This window comes from Pseudomonas sp. 2FG (genome assembly GCF_005502935.1).
GTDB lineage: Bacteria > Pseudomonadota > Gammaproteobacteria > Pseudomonadales > Pseudomonadaceae > Aquipseudomonas.
Map to the genome: position 1 here is coordinate 56,868 of NZ_SCMP01000004.1, position 19,086 is coordinate 75,953.

Here is a 19,086-nt window from a genome sequence, read left to right on the forward strand (position 1 = left end):
GGCGTAAACAAGCTGTTGGTCAGGCTTGCAGTTCACCGAGCGCAGGTTACCCTGTGCCGCCACTTGGCCCCTTGCGCGCAAAGAACACGCGGGCCAGTTAATAACGATCCCGGGCGGGCCAAACCGCCCCCCCTTTTTTTGGAGGCCCCTGCCCCCATGCTGCGTCTTCTGCCTGCTCCGCTTAAAGGTTCGATTGCCACGCTGTTGTTGGCGTTCAATACCCTGATTTTTTGCTGGCCGCTGTTTATCGGCGCACTGGTCAAGGCACTGCTGCCCTTCCAGGCCGCCAGACGGCTGATCAACGTCGCCATGCACTGGTCGGCCGAAAGCTGGATTAGCGTCAATAAAACCTGGATGGACGCGGCGGGTCGCACTCGCTGGGATGTGCAAGGGCTCGAAGGCCTGGACCTGCACCACACCTACTTGGTCACCAGCAATCACCAGAGCTGGGTGGACATCCTGGTGCTGCAATACCAGCTCAACCGCCGCGCGCCTTTTTTGAAGTTTTTCCTCAAGCGCGAACTGATCTGGGTGCCGGTGATCGGCCTGTGCTGGTGGGCGCTGGAGTTTCCCTTTATGAAACGTTTCAGCAAGGACTACCTGAAAAAGTACCCGGAAAAGCGCGGCCAGGACCTGGCCACCACACGCAAAGCCTGCGAGCGTTACAAGACCAACCCGGTCTCGGTGTTCAACTTCCTCGAAGGCACGCGCTTCACCCCGGCCAAGCACGACCAACAGGGGTCGCCTTTCCGGTACCTGCTCAAACCCAAGGCCGGTGGCATTGCCTTCGTACTGGATGCCATGGGCGAACAGCTGACCTCGCTGGTCAACGTCACCATTCACTACCCGCAAGGCAAGCCGAGCTTCTGGAGTCTACTGTCCGGGCAGGTCGAGCAGATCGTGGTGCGTGTCGAACAGCAGGAAATTCCGCGGCAGTTCATCGGCAAGGATTACGACCAGGACGAGCAATACCGCCTGGCCTTCCAGCAGTGGGTCAACCAACTGTGGGAAGCCAAGGACGCGCAGCTGGCACGGCTGCATCAGCAGTTCCCGCCGGCGCTTTAAGCCTGCGCTATGGCTCAAGCGAGTCAACAGCTGCCTTGCAACCGCAAACGACAAGGCCTCCAAATCAGGAGGCCTTGGGCCCAGCGAGAAGGCTTATTAGTATTGCGGCTGGGACTGTTGCTGCGCCGCTAGCGGGCGCAGATTGACCTCGACCCGCCGGTTCTGCGCACGGCCTTCGGCGTTGGCGTTGCTGGCAATCGGCTGATCCGGGCCAGCGCCACGGGTAGACAGGCGCGAGCCATCGACCCCTTGCGAGCTCAGATAGTTGGACACGCTCTGCGCGCGACGCTGCGACAGATCCATGTTGTGCTGCCGGCTGCCGGTGCTATCGGTGAAACCGACGATCTCGATGCTGTTCTCGTTGAACTGCTTGAACGAGGTCGCCAGGTTGTTCAGCGGCGTATAGAAGTTGCTGGCGATATCGGAGGAGTCGGTGGCGAAGGTGATATTGCCGGGCATGATCAGCTTGATCTGGTCGCCCTGACGCTGCACCTCGACACCCGTGCCTTGCATACTGCGGCGCAGCTCGGCTTCCTGCTTATCGGCGTAATAACCATAACCACCACCGGCGGCGGCACCGACGGCGGCGCCGATCAGCGCGCCCTTGCCGCGGTCGTCATGACTGATCAACGCCCCCGCCGCGGCACCGGCCAGCGCACCTAGCCCACCGTATTTGGCGGTTTTGTTTGAGCTGGGCGGCTGGTTGTCGTAGGGGTTTTGCGAAGCACAGCCGGCCAACAGGGCCACTGCGGTAGCGGCGATGATCAGACGACGCGAAATAAACATGAACTCTACTCCTGGATATTTTTTTCAGCCCCAGTGGGCCGCGAGTAATTAGAGCATGGCCGGGGCCAGAAATTCCGTGCGCAAACCGCTAGGCTCGGACAAAGGGATTTTCGCGCATCTCATCGCCCAGACGCGTCTCCGGGCCGTGGCCGGTGACCACGGTCGCATCCTCATCCAGGCTATACAGGCGCTGCTTGATCGAGCGTTCGATGGTCGGGTAGTCGCCCCCCCACAGGTCCGTGCGGCCTATGCCGCGGCGAAACAGGGTGTCGCCGGCAATCAACAGCTTGGCCTGGGGAAACCAGAAACTCATCGAGCCGGGTGTATGGCCGGGCGTGTGCAGCGCCACCCCGCAGCCACAGGCCAGTTCCTCGTCATCGTGCAGCCACTGATCCGGCGCCGGCACCGGGGTGTAAGGCACACCGAACATGCGGCACTGCATCTCCAGGTTATCCCAGAGGAACTGATCGTCCTGATGCAGATGCAAGGTGGCGCCGGTCTTTTCCTTCATCTGCCCGGAAGCCAGGAAATGATCCAGATGCGCATGGGTATGGATGATGCTGACCACCTGCAAGCCATGGGCCTCGAGGCGCGCCATGATCAACTCGGGATTGCCGCCCGGATCGACGACTATGGCCTTCTTGCTAATCGGATCGCCGATGATCGTGCAGTTGCACTGCAAAGGTCCAACGGGGAAGGTTTCGCGAATCAAAGTGGGCTGGCTCATCACGGCATCTCCAAAAAAATCGTTCCCCGTGCAGATCATGGGGGTGCACGAAGGCTGCGCGCGGGCACTCTCACTTAATATGGCAAGCGCTACCTATAGAGTGCCCGCTTGCTACGGGAATGGAATCAGGGTTCGGCACGGTAATCGCTCGGTAACTTTCCCGTCCACTTCTTGAACGCCCGGCGAAAGTTCGAGGGGTCGCTGAAACCCAGCAGGTAGGCGATCTCGTACAGCGGCAGGTGGGTGGTGGTCAGGTACTGCAGGGCCAGGCGCTTGCGCACTTCATCCAACACCTGTTGGTAGCTGGTACCCATCAGTGACAGGTGCCGCCGCAAGCTGCGGCCGCTGGTGTGCAGGGCCTCTGCGGCGCTGCCCAGGTCGGGAAAGTCACCCGGCCGCGCTAGCAACAGGCGGCGCACCCGCGTCAGCAGACCATCCTGAACGTCCAGGCTGGCCAGCAGCGCCTCGCATTGCTGCTCGCACATTTGCACCGTGGCCGGGTTGGCCAGGGCCATCGGCCGCTCGAGGTAAGCCTTCGGCAGACTCATGCGGTGGTAGGGCTGCTCGAACGACACCGCGGCGCCAAAGACCTCCCGATAGCGCGCCGCATAAGCCGGCGCGGGATAGGCAAACCCCACCTCGACCCCCTGCATCGCCTCGCCGACCAGGAAGTGCGCGATGCTGTGCAGGCTGCTCAGCAAACCTTCGGCGGCAAAGCGGCTGAGCGCGCCCAGCGGCATCGACTCACTGGCGCGCAATTCGACCCGCTCGCCCTCCTCGACCATCTCCAATTCGAACGCCAGGCCGAGCACTCGGTAGTACTTGAGGGCGAACTGGATGGCCTTGCCCAGATTGGCGCTGGACAGTACCGCATAGCCGAGTATGCCGTGGGTCGAGACGTTCAGCCGCTGCCCCAGCACCAGTCCCAACGCCGGTTCGTTACAACGCAGCAGCGCGGCGCTGGCTAGCAGGTTGAAGTCGATAAAGGACAGGCGGCCCTTCGGATTGTCCAGCACCTGCGGCCTGACCCGCGCCGCAGCCAGCAGCTCGGCGCGCGGCAGACCGAGCTCATCTGCCAGATCGAGCAGCGCGTCGACGTAAGCCATCGGGACCAGTTCGGCGGTGAAATTCAACGGCTGTTTCATGCTGGCGGCGGCTTCATCATTATTATTTTTATCGGCTCTGGCTGAAGAACATGGCCGGATATGACCCGAATTTTGGCTGAAGATAACCTTGTCCGGCAAAGGCCGGCAAGCTCATAGTCGCACGATAGTGCTAATAATATTCCGGGAGTCCGTATGCTCAGTACCACCCCCCAAGGTTTGGAAATCCGCCCACGGCAACTGGACTTCGATCTGCCAAACCCGCTGCCCCGCCACTGGCACAGCGGCGACGCCTTCAAAACCCACACCTTCAACGCCATGTCGGTGCTGTTCCCCGATGGCGAGCGCTTCTTCATCGACTCGGTGCGCTTGTTCCGCCAGCAGATCGACGACCCCTTGCTGCAGGAGCAGATTCGCGGCTTCATCGGCCAGGAAGGCCATCACAGCCGCGAGCACGAGGAGTACAGCCGACGTCTGCGCGAACTGGGTTATGACGTGGACTATCTGGAGCGCGGACTGAAGCGCCGGCTGAGCTTCGTGAAGAAGCACCTGCCGGCCAAGCTGCAACTGGCCGCCACCTGCGCCGTCGAGCATCTGACCGCGATCATGGCCGACGCCGTGCTGAAAAATCCGCGCTGGTTGGACGGCGCCGACCCGGCCATGGCCAAACTCTGGCGCTGGCATGCGCTGGAAGAGACCGAGCACAAAGCCGTGGCCTTCGATGTGTATCAGGCCGTCTGTGGCAGCAAATGGCTGCGACGGCGGGCGATGTTGCAGAGCACGGTCTTCTTCACCCTCGACACCTTCAAGGGGCTGGTACACATGCTCAAGCGCGATGGCCTGCTGTGGAATTGGCGGGTCTGGCGCGATGGCCTGACCTGGCTGTGGGGCAAGGATGGCATCTACCGCCAACTGGTCGGCGTTTACCTGGATTTCTACCGCGGCAACTTCCACCCCTGGCAGCACGACAACCTGCACCTGGTCGAGCAGTATCGCCTGGAGTTCGACCCCCAGCCGAAAGCCGCCTGAGCGCCCCGCACATGCCTGAGGCCCCGACCGGGGCCTTTCGTTTTTCTGCGCTGCAATCGCGCGACGCCCTGGCCATAAATGACCTTGACATTGGCTGCTGATAACCTTTTCCAACCTGATTGCCCCACCCATAGTGAGACCCTGGTTAAGCAACGACTCAGGGAGTCAGCATGCTCAGCACCACCCCTGGCAGCATGACAACCTTGAGCTGCTGTACCGCTCCCGCGCGGAGTTCGAGCCGCAAGCCCAACCGGCCAGACTGCCGCTTGAGTCCGCAGATAAACACAAGGCCCCGATTGGGGCCTTGTGTTTACCGCAAGCACGGCTTGTAGCGCTCGCTTGCCTTCAGCCCTGCAAGAAACGCAAGGCATCCGCCGCGCTCTGCTCGGGAATTTCCTCCATCGGAATATGCCCGACACCCGGGTAGGTTTTCACCTGAATCCCCGGCAGATCGCGCTGCCACAACGGCACAGGCTTGGGCGAAATCCAGCGGTCACGCTCGCCCCACATCAGCAGCGTCGGCGCCTTGATCGCCGCGACCGGCGCTGGCGTGCCATGCAGCTCCTCGCGGTTGACCTGCAGCAGTCCACGCGCGCCGCGGGCTGACGCCTAACCTAGGTTGTGGGCGGGCACAGGGAGGCGATCAGCAGCTCGCTCAAGACCGCCTTGGCCTGTTCGATTTCTACCCGCGCGGCTGACCGGCCGAGCAGCTCCAAAGAAGCCGCTTCCAGCGCCCAGATCAGCGCGCGATAGGTCAGCGGATCGCGCACACCGCTCGTACCCTCCAGGCGCTCCACCAGCAAACTCACCATTTCCAGATGCGCGCGTTGCCGGTGCGGCGCCAGTGGGGAGTCCGCACGCAGCGCCTCTTCCTGCATCAGGCGGATGATCGGCCCAACCGCCAGGTGATAGTCGAAGAAGCAGGTGACCATGTCGTGCAGCCAGGCTTGCGGGCTGCCGGCGGCGTTTTGCAGGTCGCGAAAGCGCGCCAGCAGCAGAAGCACTGCGGTCTGGTAGATGCCTTCGAGCACCTCCATCTTGTTCGCGAAGTATTTATAGAAGGTCCGCCGCGACACCTTGGCCCCATCGAGCAGGTCATTTACCGTGGTATCCGCCAGCCCCTTGCGGGCAAACAGCGGGATCGCCGCCAGCTGAATATTGATGCGCTGCAAATGCCCGACCAAGGGTCCATCACCCGACTCGCCCTGCTGCCGGGCGACCGCACCATAGCCGCCCAGATCCTCGAATACCGCCCGCACCGCCCCTTGCTCGGCTCGCTCCAACTCCATCGCGCATAACTCCCAACCTAGGCCTGGGTGACGGCGCCACCCGAGCTGGTTACTCTTGGCACGCCCTCTCCCGCCGGAATCTTCCTTGCCGATGAAGCTAACACGCCGCCTGCTCTGGCCGCTGGCCATCCTTTTGCTGGTCGTGGCGCGCGCGCTCCCGGCTGCCGAGCTGTTCTACCTGGGGCAGAAGATTCCGGATATTCAAAAACCCTGGACCAGTGCCGATTACCAGCAACTGGTCGAGGCGTTGCAGAAGATCGACAGCACCCAGGTCAACGCCCTGCCACGGCGCAGTGGCGAATTCACCGGGCCGATCTATCGGCGCATGGTCAGCGAGGAGAATTTCCGCCCGCAGCTGAATATCTATGCGCCGCTGGAGTTGCGGCAAAACGGCGCCCGCGAGGTGCTGTTCCAGCTCAAGGAATTGATGCGTCTGTACTTCGACTTTCGCGCCGTACAGCAGCCTTATGGCGCCGAGGCGCTGGGGCTGATGACCTACTCGCTACGTCAGCAAGCGGTGCTGTTCACCCTCACCACCGAGTTCTGGATGACCCTCTCGCAAGGCGAGCAGAGCAACCCCGTGCGGCTGCAGGGCCTGCAGGAAACCAAGGCAGCGGCGGCCATGCTGACCTCCAGCGCGCTGGATTACCTGGGCCTGACCAAGCAATTCGGCCGTGAGGATCTGGTGTTGTATGCCGCCGAGATCGGTAAGCAATTGCCGGAACTGTTCGTCCACCTGAGTGCCGAAGTACGCCCGGAAATCCTCGCGCGAATCGCCCAGCTGATCAAGCAGCACCCCTATGCCGAGGTGCGCGCCAGCCTGGCCGAACTGCAACCGGTACTGGCCGGAATCCAAGCCGATGTGGAAAAGCAACTGGCCCAGCCGCTGAAGGCCAATCACCAGATCGCGCCTAAGCTCGACCTGTCGGCGCCGCAGCTACCCTAGGTTGGGTAGCGCCTTTTTCCGCCGTTTCAGCGCAATAAGTTTCAGCGCAATAAACCCAGCCCCTTGGCCCGCGCCACCGCCTGAGTACGCCGTTCGACGCCGAGTTTGCTGTTGATATGGCGGGCGTGGGTCTTGACCGTATGCAGGGAAATAAACAGCCGCTCGCTGATTTCCTGATTCGAACAACCCTGGGCGATCAGCTTCAACACCGCCAACTCGCGCGAGCTCAAGGCCTCTGCCGGAGCGCCGCTATCGATGCTCTCGGGCTCGCCATCGAACGCCGGCAAATGCGCCAACAACGCCTCGCGCAGCGCACAAGAGGGGCGCGCCGCCAGCTGTTCACGCAACCACTCCGGTTGCTGCACGAGCAACTCATTGAAGGGTAACAAGCCACCACCTCCGGCCGCGTCCAAGCAACTGGCCAGCTGTTGCTGGGCCTCGCGCTCACGACCCGCGCCGCGCAACAGCAAGGTCAACTGAACCTGCGCGATGACCCCAAGCAACTGTCCACCGGCGGTTTGCGCACGCGCACTCAAGGCCCGCAAGCGACGCTCGGCGTCCGGCACCTGCCCCTGAATCCGCTCCAGGGCGGCGCGTTGTAATTCGATATGCAACGGCAACTGCGGGTGGTATTCCGGCGCCGCAGCCGCCTGCTCACCGCTGTAGGTTTCGGCCAGGCGCACCAACCAACTGCCCGCCAGTTCAGTCTGACCGCGCAGCAACCAGAGCTCGCATTTGACCAGGGTGATCATCGCCAGGTAGTAGATCGCCGGCACGTCCCAGATGTGCATCAACCGCTCCGCCTCGGCGAGCTGGGCGAAGGCTTCCGGCAAGCGCCCACTGCGCCCTTCCAGACCGGCCAGTACACAGTGACCAATCAGCAGACTGGTATCGCGACAGGCGCGCGCCTCCGCGATCCCGGCAGTTAGGCGGGCGCGCGCGGCCTCGGGTTGCAGCCGCAAGGTCAGTAGATAGCCTTCATACAAGGTCAGCCGGGCGCGCACCGCATACAGGCGTTGCGGCGCCAGGCCACGCAGGCATCCCAGGCCCTGGCGCACTTCCTCCTGCGCCCGCACCACCTCGCCACGCGCCTGCAGTACCCGCGCACGGTCGTAGTGCGCCAACGCCTCGAACAAGGGATTACCGACCCGCTGCGCCAGCTCCAGAGCATCGCGGTTGAGGCCGCGGGCGCGCCACAGATCGCCGCGCACTATCGCCAGGTTGGCCAAGGTCGACAGGCACATTAAACGCTGCCCGAAACGCTCCAGCGGTAGCGTCGCCAACGCCTCCCCGCAATACAACTCCGCGCGAACGCTATCGCCGCGGCCACGGGCAATCACGCCACTTAACGCCAGCCACTGCGCCAGCATCGAGCGCTGCGCCCTGGCCGAGGGCGCCGGTAGAAAACGTGACAACTGGCTCGCCAGCTCTTGCGCGGCGTCCAACTGGCAGGCCAACGCCAGCGCCCAGGCGTACAGCACAATCAACCTCGGCGTGCTGCTCAGCAAACTCTCGGGCAGGTCCATTTTCCAGCGCAGCAGCATCGCCACATTCTGCTCGCCGAGCAGTTGCTCCTCGGAAAGACTCTGCACCAGGCTCGCCGCCACATCCGGCTGGCCGGCGCGCAGGGCCTGTTCTATGGCTTCATCGAGCAGGCCCTGGCTACTGAACCAACGACAGGCACGCAGGTGCAGGCTGGCCGCCGGTTGCGACACGGCCACGGCCGGGCGTGCCCGCAACAGGTCGGAAAACAGATGGTGATAGCGAAACCAGCGGCCCTGCTCATCCAGCGGCACCAGAAACACCTGATGCGCCTGTAGATGCTGGAGAATCGCGGCGCTGTCGTGGCCTTCGCGTACCGCATCGCAGAGCTCGACGCAAAAACGTTCGAGGAAGGCCGTGCCATACAGAAACGCTTGCACCTCGGCGCTCTGGCGCTCGATCACTTCTTCCAGCAGATAGTCGCGAATCAAACCATCGGCGCCGTGCAGTGAGTGCGCCAGCCCCTCTGCATCCCCCGCGTCCGAAGCCGCCAACAGCCACAGACGCAGCCCGGCGACCCAACCTTCGCTGCGCAGCAACAGACTGTCGAGGGCTTCGCCATGCAACTTGACGCCCTGGCTAGCGAGCAGTTCGCTGGACTCCTCGGCGGTCAGGCGCAAATCCTGCTCCTGCAACTCGAGCAGTTGCCGAGACAGACGCAGGCGGGCCAGATGCCAATCCGGTCGTTGCCGGCTGGTCACCAGCACCAGCAAACCTTCAGGTAGGTGATTGAGGAAGAATTGCAGGCAGCGATCCAGCACCGCGCCTTGCGCCAGATGGTAGTCGTCCAGCACCAGCAGCAGCGGCGTCGCCGGGTCGAGGCGCTGGGTCAGCTCATCGAGCAAACCATCCAGCCACTCTTCGAAAGCAAACGGCTGGTGTCGCTGGCGCATTTTCAACAGCCCCAGCGCATCCTCACCCAGGCCGGGGAAAAACCGCTGCAGTCCCGCCAGCAGGCGCTCGAGAAAACGCCCGGGATCGCTATCCCTGCGGCTGAGACCAAGCCATAAGCTTTGCCACTGAGTCGGCAAGCGCTCACAGAATTCGATGGCTAGCGAGCTTTTACCAAACCCGGCCGGTGCGCTGATCAGCAGCAGGCGACCGGTCAACCCGGTCGCCAGCCGCTCGCACAAACGCGGCCGCAACACGTAACCGACAGGCAACGGTGGGCGAAAAAAACGCCCCTCAACTGCAGGAATGGCGGGATAGGTAAAGCCTTGCGAACTGGATAGGTCAGTCATCACCCGGCTCTTGTCGTGGTGGCGTCATCGGGAGCGTGAACGTTCAGCAGCCTAGTCGCTTGGCCAACGCATTTGAAGCCCCATGACGGCATTACCTGGCAATTTGACTGTGATTGAGCCGCGAACATTCGCCGAGTAAATACCGGACAAAAAAACTGGACATTAAAAAACCGGCCCAAGGGCCGGTTTTTATGTCGCAAGAAGCGGGGTTAACGCACGCCAGCCTGACGCAAGGCTGCCGGGGTGTAATCGGTTTCCGAAGCGGTGTACTTGAAGTCGTAGGATTGTTTCTCCTCGTTCTTCATCCCCAGCGCCAGGTAACGGCCGGACAGCAGGTCATAGAGGCTTTCCAGGGTGTACCACGGCACTTGCGTGTTGTAGTAGTACTGGGCATGGGCCTCAGCCACACGCCAGAGCGTACCGCGACCGTCGTAATGATCGACCTCGGCAACTTGCCAGGTGTCCTCATCGAGGTAGAAGTCACGTTTGGCGTAAATGTGCCGCTCGCCCGACTTCAGCGTACCCACCACATGCCAGACGCGGTGCAGCTCGTAACGGGTCAGATCCTGGTTGATGTGGCCGGCCTTGATGAGGTCGCTGTACTTGAGCTTCGGTGAATCCAGACCGTAGCTGTTGTAAGGAATGTAGATTTCCTTCTTGCCTTCCAGCTTCCAGTCGTAGCGGTCCGGCGAGCCGTTGTACAAGTCGAAGTTATCGGAAGTCCGCAGACCGTCTGCTGCGGTACCCGGGCCGTCATAGGACACCTGCGGAGCACGGCGCACGCGACGCTGACCGGCGTTGTAGATCCACGCCAGACGTGGCTCTTTAACCTGGTCGAGGGTCTCATGCACCAGCAACACGTTACCCGCCAACCGCGAAGGAGCGGTGACCCGCTGCTTGAAGTAGAACAGGATGTTGCTCTCCTTGCTCGCGTCGTAATCCTTCAGGTTGGCACGGAAGGTGAACTCGTCCTGGAAGTAGACCAGTGAGTACGAGCCATTCGGTTGCGGCGTCGCCTGCGTCACCAGACGGCGTACGCTACCACCGCGATAACGGGTGATATGGTTCCAGATCGCCTCTACACCGTTCTGTGGGATCGGGAAGGGATAGGCCTCTTTGAATTTATCCAGACCGTTACCACCCTGCACCAACACGGTAGTCGTCGCGTTAGCCTTGGCGGCAGCCGCTATATTGGCCGGAACATTCGCCGAACGATGGGTGGGGAATACCGGGATTTTGTAGCTGTCCGGGTAACGCTTGAACATCGCCAGCTGGCCAGGGGTCAGCTTGTCTTTGTACTGATCGACGTTTTGCGCGGTGATGGTGAACAGCGCTTTCTCGCTGGCGAACGGATCGGCCAGGAAGCCCTTGCTATCCACGGCGCCGGCATTCTGCGGTAGGCCGCCGGTCCACGCGGGGATCGAACCATCGGCGTTACCGGCCATCTCGGCGCCCAGCGGAGTCAGGGTGGTGCCCAGCTTCGCGGCTTCGTCAGGAGACACGGCCGCCATCACACCGGTGGCCAGCAGGGACAGCGCCAGAGCGCCGGTTTGCAGCAGACTTTTTGTTGTTTTCATGTGCATAGTCTTCCTCAAAAATCCTGTCCGCTTAGAAGTTCACGCCGAAGCTGAGTGCGACGAAGTCACGATCGATCGAGGTGTTGTAGTCGCCACCGAAGAAGTCGGTGTAGGACAGGCTGCTCGTGTAGGTGTTCTGGTATTCGGCATCCAGACCCAGGCTGACGGCCTTGCTGCCTTCGTTGAAGATGCCATTGGCGCCATAACCATCGACATCATGGGACCAGGAGATGCTCGGCTTCAGATTGACACCGGCGAAGGCATCGTTGTAGTCCCAGATGGCACGAGCGCGATACCCCCAGGAGGTGGTGGTGACGAAGCCGTCATTTTCGCAGTATTTGCTGACGTTTTCAGCGGTTGCACTGCCAAGAGTGCCGGCGTTAAGCCCCTGGCAAGTCGGTAGACCGCCGAGAGTGCCATCCAGCGGGCCTGGGCCGTACACCGGATCTCTGCCATAACGAGCTTCCGAAGTGTGCTCCAACCCACCGACATGACTCACACCAATCTCGCCAACCAAGGTCAGACGCGAGGCGCCCATGACCTGATCGAAGAAATGGGTAAAGGTCGTTTGGAACTGTGTGATCTCTTTACGGCGATACCCATGCAGATCTTGGCCAGCTTGGCCATCCAGCACGGAAACATTGCCGAAACCAGGCAAAGGTGTAATACCGGCAAATAGGATGTCTGTGGTGTTCAGCTGTACCGGCGCATTCGGACGATAGCTGACCTCCCCGCTCCAGGCAGTACCCGTGGGCAGAGTGGTGGAGAAGCTCAAACCGTAGAGTCGGATGTCTTCGGGGTATTCAATGAAATACTTCGAGTTACCGGCAATCACCAATGGGCCTAGAGCCCCTGCCACGTTAGCAATGTTATAGCTGGCCTGCGGGGCTCCGGTGGCACTGAAGACCGGAGCACGGCTGTGGTAATTGATGAAGTAGGCACCAAACTCGGTATCCAGCGGCTCAGCGAAATAGCGCAGTGCAGTGCCCCATTGCCCGCTATCGTCTGCGTCACGATCTGGCCCACGGCGCACCAGAACACCCTCCTCATTTACATCCACACCCAATCTGGGCGCTAAAGCGAGAACGGCGGGAGGCAGGCTTGAGCGTTTACGCAATACACGCAGGTTGTCGTCGCAACCATCCGCCACGATATCCGGCTGGGCGAAGAAGGTACCGCAGTTATCCGTGACAGTCTGATCCCACTCCAACTGATAGAAAGCTTCAGCCGAGAGGTTCTCGGTCAGGCTCTGGGACACATAGAACATATTGACCGGAATCAGACCCTCTTTGATTTCGGCGCCTGGGCGACGGAACGCGGAAGCATCGATGGGGTTGATCGAGTTGATCGAGTTACCGATAAAGGTACTTTCGCCCCAGCTCACCACCTGTTTGCCCAGGCGCACGGAGCCCGGCTGATCGGCGATATCGTAGTTGTGATAGACAAAGGCATCGAGAAGCTGCGCGCCGGAAGATTTCGCGCCCTCTTTGCGGCCGTTGTCGTCGATGTCTTTGAACAGGCGGTGTTCGTCCTTCAGCTCGAAGTCGTACCAGTATTTGCCGCGCACGAACATACCGGTGTCGCCGTACTTCAGCTCGAGGTCATGAATACCCTTGAAGATTTTTGAGAAGGTCTCGCCCTTCTTGAAGTTCAGGTGCGAGTCGTCGGAAGTCTGCGACAGACCGTCCCCACCGTTATTCACCCCAATCAGATCCGGATCGGCACTGCGCGCCGACCAGCTAGCACCAACGGACAACGAGGAGTCGAATTGCCCTTCGATCTCCCCGATATTGAAAGTCACACCGAATGCCGGAGCGGCGAGAGTGGATGCGAGACTGACGGCCAATGGCAGTCTTGCCAGACGCCAGAGCGGATTTGTTGTTGTCATCGACGCTACCCCATGTGTTTTTTGTTATGGATGGCGCTGACTATAGCTACAAGGTGGTATCCGATGATCCATCTAAAGTGTGATTTGCGGCAGCCACCCACTCTGGCTCGCCGGTTGCGACCGATCAGTCAGTTCAGGAAGCCCCCAAGAAGGGAGCAGAGATAGCACTTAATGACCCAAGCGTTTGCTTGGCGGGGCGGCCGCACCGGCTGGGGGCGGCCGGATACGGTTAGAGCGTGGACAGGAAGGCGCTACCAGAAGCCTGCCATTGGGCGATATCCAGGCGAATGCGCTTCTTGTCCAACTTACCCACGCTAGTCTTGGGAATTTCAGTAACAAGCGCGATCTGCGTGGGAATCGCCCATTTATTCAGGAGACCCTGCTCGACGAAAGGCTTGAGATGCTCCTTCAAGCCCTTGGCATCCAGCTCCTGCCCTTCACGCACAACCAGCAGGGCAAAGGGCCGCTCCCCCCACTGCGGATCAGGCACACCGACCACCGCCACTTCACGCACCGCGGCATGGCGACTGATCAGATCCTCCAGTTCGAGGGAGGAAATCCATTCACCACCGGTCTTGATCACGTCCTTGATGCGGTCGCGGATATCGATGAAACCCATACCATCGATAGTGGCGACATCGCCGGTGTGCAGCCAGCCGTGCTCCCAGAGTTCGGCACCTTTCTGCGGTTCGTGGAAGTAGCCCTGAGTCAACCAGGGCGCACGCAGCACCAACTCGCCCTGAGACTCGCCGTCGGCCGGCAGGAACTGGCCATGGTCATCCATGATCGCCGCCTCGACCAACGGCACCGGCACGCCGGCTTTGATCCGGTAGGTGGTGCGCTCGTCTTCGCTACCGGCCAGCAGCTCTTCGTTGAGGTGCGCACAGGAGATCAACGGACAAGTCTCGGACATCCCGTAAGCCGCGGTGAGCTGAATGCCACGGGCCTTGGCCGCCTCGTATTGCGCACGGGTCAGCGCACTGCCGCCGATGATCAGCTTCCAACCGCCGAAATCCACTCCCTGGGCGCTCTTGGCATTCATCACCATCTGCAGGATGGTCGGTACGCAGTGGGAGAAGGTGACCTTCTCCTTCTGCCACAGCTTGACCAACAGTTCCGGGTCGTAACGCCCCGGGTAGACCTGCTTGACCCCGAGCATGGTGGCCACGTAGGGCAGTCCCCAGGCATGCACATGGAACATCGGGGTGATCGGCATATAGACATCATTGGTGCCCATCAGGCGGATGCTGTCCAGGCTACCCATGACGCTGGCCGCCGACAGGGTGTGCAGCACCAGTTGGCGATGGGTGAAATACACCCCTTTGGGATTACCGGTGGTGCCGGTGGTGTAGAAGGTGGTGGCCAGGGAGTTTTCGTCGAAATCCGCGAAGTCGTAGCTCGAGCTCGCAGCCGCCAGCAGCTCTTCGTACTCACCGACCAGGTTTGGCAGCGCCGCACTCTTTTCTGTGGTATCGGTCAGCAGCAGGGTTTTCTCTACACTGGTCAGTTGGCTGGCGATGCCCTGATAGAGCGGCACGAACTCGCTGTTGACCAGCACGAACTTATCTTCCGCATGATTCATGGTGTAGAGAATCTGCTCGGGCGACAGGCGGATATTGATGGTGTGCAACACCGCGCCAAGCATCGGAATGGCGAACATGCACTCGAGGTAGCGGTGGCTGTCCCAGTCCATCACCGCCACGGTATCACCGGCCTTTACCCCCGCCGTCGTCAGTACGTTGGCCAAGCGCGCGACCCGCTCATTGAAGGTCGCATAGCTGTAGCGCACGCTGTCGCGGTAGACGATTTCGCGAGTTTTCTCGTAACGGCTACCGGACAGCAGCAGACGCTTGATCAACAGGGGATAAGGGTAGGCATTTTCGGCCGGCGGAATGACACGGGTCTGCAACATAGAAGCACCTACTCGAATGCGTGTTGTTATCTGACTGGCATGCACTCTAGAACCCTTAGTCGCCATAGAAATCAGCCCTAAGAATGATTTGCCAGGTGACTCTTTGGCCAGTTCCGGTCACGCGGTAGAATTGATTGCAGCCGCCGACTTCGGCCCGCTACTCATAGATCAAATACAGTCATAGAGGTAACTTCGATGTCCGATATCGTCATTGTCAGCGGTGCCCGTACTCCCATGGGCGGTTTCCAGGGCAGCTTGTCCAGCGTTCCCGCCGTCGAGTTGGGCGCTACGGCCATTCGCGAAGCGGTGGCCCGCGCCGGCATCCAAGCGGCTGACGTAGAAGAAGTGATCATGGGCTGCGTCTTGCCCGCCGGCCTCAAACAAGGCCCCGCCCGCCAAGCGGCGCTGAATGCCGGGCTACCCAGCGCCACCGGCTGCACCACCATCAACAAGCTCTGCGGCTCGGGCATGAAGGCCGTGATGCTGGCCCATGACCTGCTGAAAGCCGGGACCAACAGCGTGATGGTCGCCGGCGGCATGGAAAGCATGTCCAACGCCCCCTACATCCTCGAAAAAGCCCGCACCGGTCTGCGCATGGGCCACGGCGAGATCAAGGACCACATGTTCCTCGATGGCCTGGAGGATGCGCGCAGCGGCCGCCTGATGGGTTCCTTCGCCCAGGAAACCGCCGACCAATATGGCATCGGCCGCGAAGAGATGGACGCCTACGCCATCGAGTCGCTGAAGCGCGCCCAGGCCGCTATCGCCAACGGCTCGCTGAACGCCGAGATAGCTCCGGTGAGCGTCGTCACCCGTAAGGGTGAAGTGCTGGTCAAGGACGATGAGCAACCGCTGAACGCCAACCTGGACAAGATCCCAGCCCTGAAACCCGCATTCCGCAAGGACGGCAGCATTACTGCCGCCAACGCCAGCTCGATCTCCGACGGCGCCAGCGCCCTGGTGCTGATGACTGCCGAAGAAGCCGCCCGCCGTGGCCTCAAGCCACTGGCCAAGATAGTCGCGCACGCCACCCAGAGCCAGGACCCGAGCGAGTTCACCCTCGCCCCCATCGGTGCCATGAGCAAGCTGTTCGAGAAGACCGGCTGGAGCAAGGCGGATGTCGATCTGTTCGAGATCAACGAAGCCTTCGCCATGGTCACCATGCTGGCCATCCGCGAACACGGCCTGGATCACGCCAAGGTCAACATCTACGGCGGCGCCTGCGCTCAGGGCCACCCGGTTGGCTCCACCGGCTCGCGGATCATCCTGACCTTGATCAACGCACTGCGTAATACCGGTGGCAAACGCGGGGTCGCATCCCTCTGCATCGGTGGCGGCGAAGCCACTGCCGTGGCGGTGGAACTGCTCTAAGAGCCTGTTCAAGCTCGTCGCGAGCGCAGGTCAGGGCCGCACCCGTTCCCTACGGGTAGCGGCATCCCCACATCCATGTGGGTCACAAGGCGTAGCGAGCCAAACAGGCGAGGAAGTGGACGACTGCATGGATGCAGGAGTTAGGGCGAAGCAGGATGCCCCAGCCGAGTTTACGAGTGGTAAATGAGCAGTCCGAGCCTGTTTGCAACGCCGCATGGCGCGCGCAGCCCGCAGCAGATATTGAACAGATTCTAAGGGGCAAGTCGGAACACAAAAGCCTGCAATTCAGGCTGTGTGAAAACCTAGCAGTCTGAGCCGTGGATGAAGACATTGCCCGTCTCGCTCGATACGGGCATTGTCGTTTCTGGGCTATAGCCAGGGCGAAGCACGCAACCAAGGCCATGTGTTTCCGGTTTCACGGGACGAACTGACTCCCGCGGAGCATCTGGTGCGGGTGATCGAAGCCCAGGTGGCGAGTCTCAAGGTGCGTGAGATGGACTTCAGCAAGGCCAGCGGGCGCCCCGCGTAGGATCCGGCCGATTGGCTCAAGCTTTACCCGCATGGCTATTTTCAGCGCCTCCGCTCCTCGCGGCGGCTGGCGGCCCATCCGAAGATGATGGCCAGGCGGCGCGCCACCGTCGAACACCCCGTCGGCAACCTGAAGCAGTGGCGGTCCGGCAACGGCCGCGTCCTGTTGCGCCAGTTAAAGGGCGCTCGCACCGAAATGGCCTTGGCGTGCCAGCCTACAACCTCAAACGGGCGGTCAAGGTGCTGGGGGGCGGTGAACTCATCGCGCCGATGGGTTGAAACGCCGTGTTCCCCATCATCATCCGCACAAAAGCAAACGCCCCGGACAGGTCGGGGCGTTTGCTTGGCCCGCTATCAGCGGGTTTTCACAGGGTCTGTTAGTGCGGTTTTTTTGTTTAAGCGCGACTTGTTTAAGCGCGCAAGGACAACTCGGCTCTAGCGCGTCCCGCCTTGGGACAGGCCGAACATCAGCAACAGCAGGTCCTGATCCGGACGCAACTGCACCTTGGCTTTAGCATTAGCCGGCACAGGACAATGACCTAGACCGCTCGCTGCACTCAGCACCTCCGGGCCAGGCTCATGCCAGGCCGCGACGGCAAGGGAAGCCACTCCTAGGGCTCCTACGAGGAACAGACCTCGTGCGATTTCTAGCTTCATGATTGCAACCCCTTGATAGCGCTGCCAAACGCTGTTTGGTAACCGTAGATCAGTTGTTGCCAATCCGCTTCATTCCACGACGAATGGCGCCTTAGCTGGCGCAAGTCGTGACGGGCCGCACGTTGTTTGCTCAAGCGACGTCGAGCCTTCTCCAGATCCAGCAGCGCCACGTCCGCCCGGGCCGCCGCGCCCTCACCCGTGACCCGCACAAAGATATGCTTGGCGTACAGGCAACCGTGCTGCCAGCGGCCAAGGTGCAAGCGTGCCAGCATGGCGCCCAGCGCATGCAGTAACTGTTGATGCAGCTGCTCGCCATAGTGCGCACGGCCACCGCTGGCGTACCAGTTGTCGATTTCCTGAAAGCCGTCCAACGCCGCCGTCACCAGCAGTCCGCGCCAGCTTTTATCCGCGCTGCACAACGCAGCGCAATACACCACCTCGGGAACTCGCACCCCGAGCCGGCGAAAACCCTCCAAGGCATCACGCTCGCGCAGCACCGTCGGCCGCCCGAAGGGATGCCGCAGGCTGCGATAGAGATGCCCTACTTGGCGTTTGGCATACAACAATTGCCCGTCCGCACGGACTCGCTGTACGCCACTCTCGCCGCCACGCCGCTGATTCGGCTCTTCAACCCATTCGCCGTGCTGTTGCCACCAGTGTTCAAACTGCTCGGAGGGTGCAAATGTCGGAGTCGAATACAGCGTTTCACTCATGCTTGATTACCCTTTACGCAATACATAAACCCGCCACATGGCATACAGCGGCAAGAAGTCCAAATGCTCCTGAACCTGGAAGCCGGCCTGACGGAACTCGTCTTCAACAGTAGCCGCCGGTAACACAAACCGATTTTGGTAACTTTCCTGCCCAGCCTGGCCCTGGCGCTTCTGCTCCAGACGCTTACGTTTCCAAGCCTTGAAATTGCCATCGACCCACAGCGAAACAATCAAGCTATCGCGCGTTACCCGCTTGCATTCACGCAATAGCGTCATGCGGTGCTCGGCATCACCGACGTGATGCAGCAGACGCATGCAGAAGATGCTGTCCACGGCATTGTCCGGCAGATCGATGGCGAAGGCAGATGTCGGCAAAGGCCGTACCCGTTTCACCACTTCTGCCGGCTGAGCGGCACAAGCCACTTGCAGCATATCCGCCGAGTTGTCCGCGCCGATGATCACGCGGTTGGGCTTTTCTGCCAGCAACGACCAGAAACGCCCGGCCCCACAGGGCAAGTCGAGCACCAGACCCGGCTCACCCGCCAGCGCCAGGGCGCGCCGCGCCAACTGCTGATCACGCCAATGGGACAACTTGCGCCAGCCACTCTCCTGATGCTTCTCCAGGTATTGCCGGGCATGTTGCTGATCGTATTTGTTGGAAAACTCGAGCTTGACGGGGTCGATCATGGGCCATCTCCTGCGGATCATCGCC

16 protein-coding genes and 2 pseudogenes are annotated in these 19,086 nt (G+C 61.1%); 6 read left to right on the forward strand and 12 right to left on the reverse strand.

Annotated elements, in window-relative coordinates; genetic code table 11:
• The first annotated feature begins 156 nt into the window (after positions 1–156).
• Entirely contained in the window at positions 157–1,065 is a 909-nt protein-coding gene (locus FFS13_RS05375) for an acyltransferase (RefSeq protein WP_137818081.1), read from the forward strand.
• Between the two features lie 96 nt (positions 1,066–1,161).
• On the opposite strand, the gene FFS13_RS05380 is transcribed toward FFS13_RS05375, so the two are convergent.
• The 3 genes from FFS13_RS05380 to FFS13_RS05390 form a co-directional block, all read right to left on the reverse strand.
• Positions 1,162–1,851, reverse strand: a complete 690-nt coding sequence (locus FFS13_RS05380) for an OmpA family protein (protein ID WP_137818082.1) — start codon at positions 1,849–1,851, stop codon at positions 1,162–1,164.
• Between the two features lie 88 nt (positions 1,852–1,939).
• The gene (locus tag FFS13_RS05385) at positions 1,940–2,578 is read right to left on the reverse strand and encodes an MBL fold metallo-hydrolase (protein ID WP_137818083.1); all 639 of its coding nucleotides are present in this window, start codon (positions 2,576–2,578) and stop codon (positions 1,940–1,942) included.
• A gap of 125 nt (positions 2,579–2,703) precedes the next feature.
• On the reverse strand, positions 2,704–3,723 hold the full coding sequence (locus tag FFS13_RS05390; protein WP_137818084.1) for an AraC family transcriptional regulator: 1,020 nt from the start codon (positions 3,721–3,723) through the stop codon (positions 2,704–2,706).
• A 153-nt stretch (positions 3,724–3,876) separates the two neighbouring features.
• Between FFS13_RS05390 and FFS13_RS05395 the strand changes: the two genes are divergently transcribed.
• Entirely contained in the window at positions 3,877–4,710 is an 834-nt protein-coding gene (locus FFS13_RS05395) for a metal-dependent hydrolase (RefSeq protein ID WP_137818085.1), read from the forward strand.
• A gap of 345 nt (positions 4,711–5,055) precedes the next feature.
• On the opposite strand, the pseudogene FFS13_RS05400 reads toward FFS13_RS05395, so the two are convergent.
• Positions 5,056–5,301: pseudogene (locus tag FFS13_RS05400) on the reverse strand (alpha/beta fold hydrolase); the annotation flags it as partial.
• A 23-nt stretch (positions 5,302–5,324) separates the two neighbouring features.
• Positions 5,325–5,999, reverse strand: coding sequence for a TetR/AcrR family transcriptional regulator (locus FFS13_RS05405; protein ID WP_137818086.1), 675 nt, complete (start codon positions 5,997–5,999; stop codon positions 5,325–5,327).
• Positions 6,000–6,090: 91 nt separating this feature from the next.
• Here FFS13_RS05405 and FFS13_RS05410 point away from each other — a divergent pair, with 91 nt between their 5' ends.
• Positions 6,091–6,945, forward strand: a complete 855-nt coding sequence (locus FFS13_RS05410; protein ID WP_371922934.1) for a hypothetical protein — start codon at positions 6,091–6,093, stop codon at positions 6,943–6,945.
• Positions 6,946–6,986: 41 nt separating this feature from the next.
• Here the strand turns inward: FFS13_RS05410 and FFS13_RS05415 are convergent, their stop codons facing one another.
• From FFS13_RS05415 to FFS13_RS05430, 4 genes are all read right to left on the reverse strand, one after another.
• Positions 6,987–9,728 carry a LuxR C-terminal-related transcriptional regulator gene (locus tag FFS13_RS05415; protein WP_137818088.1) on the reverse strand — a complete coding sequence of 914 codons (2,742 nt, stop codon included), beginning with the start codon at positions 9,726–9,728 and terminating at the stop codon, positions 6,987–6,989.
• A gap of 209 nt (positions 9,729–9,937) precedes the next feature.
• Positions 9,938–11,305 (reverse strand): DUF1329 domain-containing protein, encoded by a 1,368-nt coding sequence (locus FFS13_RS05420; RefSeq protein WP_137818089.1) that lies wholly within the window; start codon positions 11,303–11,305, stop codon positions 9,938–9,940.
• Between the two features lie 31 nt (positions 11,306–11,336).
• On the reverse strand, positions 11,337–13,193 hold the full coding sequence (locus FFS13_RS05425; protein WP_137818090.1) for a DUF1302 domain-containing protein: 1,857 nt from the start codon (positions 13,191–13,193) through the stop codon (positions 11,337–11,339).
• A gap of 229 nt (positions 13,194–13,422) precedes the next feature.
• Positions 13,423–15,105 (reverse strand): fatty acid--CoA ligase, encoded by a 1,683-nt coding sequence (locus FFS13_RS05430; protein ID WP_137818091.1) that lies wholly within the window; start codon positions 15,103–15,105, stop codon positions 13,423–13,425.
• A gap of 195 nt (positions 15,106–15,300) precedes the next feature.
• Between FFS13_RS05430 and FFS13_RS05435 the strand changes: the two genes are divergently transcribed.
• The 3 genes and pseudogenes from FFS13_RS05435 to FFS13_RS20335 form a co-directional block, all read left to right on the forward strand.
• Positions 15,301–16,476: an acetyl-CoA C-acyltransferase gene (locus FFS13_RS05435; protein WP_137818092.1), complete on the forward strand. Its 1,176-nt coding sequence runs from the start codon at positions 15,301–15,303 to the stop codon at positions 16,474–16,476.
• A gap of 355 nt (positions 16,477–16,831) precedes the next feature.
• Entirely contained in the window at positions 16,832–17,005 is a 174-nt protein-coding gene (locus tag FFS13_RS19710; protein WP_171006427.1) for a hypothetical protein, read from the forward strand.
• A 51-nt stretch (positions 17,006–17,056) separates the two neighbouring features.
• Positions 17,057–17,283 (forward strand): annotated as a pseudogene (locus FFS13_RS20335) (transposase); the annotation flags it as partial.
• A gap of 156 nt (positions 17,284–17,439) precedes the next feature.
• Here FFS13_RS20335 and FFS13_RS05440 read toward each other — a convergent pair.
• Genes FFS13_RS05440 through FFS13_RS05450 form a run of 3 tightly spaced genes read right to left on the reverse strand, consistent with a single transcriptional unit; the run spans position 17,440 to position 19,061 of the window.
• Entirely contained in the window at positions 17,440–17,661 is a 222-nt protein-coding gene (locus tag FFS13_RS05440) for a hypothetical protein (protein WP_137818093.1), read from the reverse strand.
• Positions 17,658–18,374, reverse strand: a complete 717-nt coding sequence (locus FFS13_RS05445; protein ID WP_137818094.1) for a lipopolysaccharide kinase InaA family protein — start codon at positions 18,372–18,374, stop codon at positions 17,658–17,660. The genes FFS13_RS05440 and FFS13_RS05445 overlap by 4 nt, the downstream gene beginning before the upstream one ends.
• A gap of 6 nt (positions 18,375–18,380) precedes the next feature.
• Positions 18,381–19,061, reverse strand: a complete 681-nt coding sequence (locus FFS13_RS05450; RefSeq protein ID WP_137818095.1) for a class I SAM-dependent methyltransferase — start codon at positions 19,059–19,061, stop codon at positions 18,381–18,383.
• Positions 19,062–19,086: the final 25 nt, after the last annotated feature.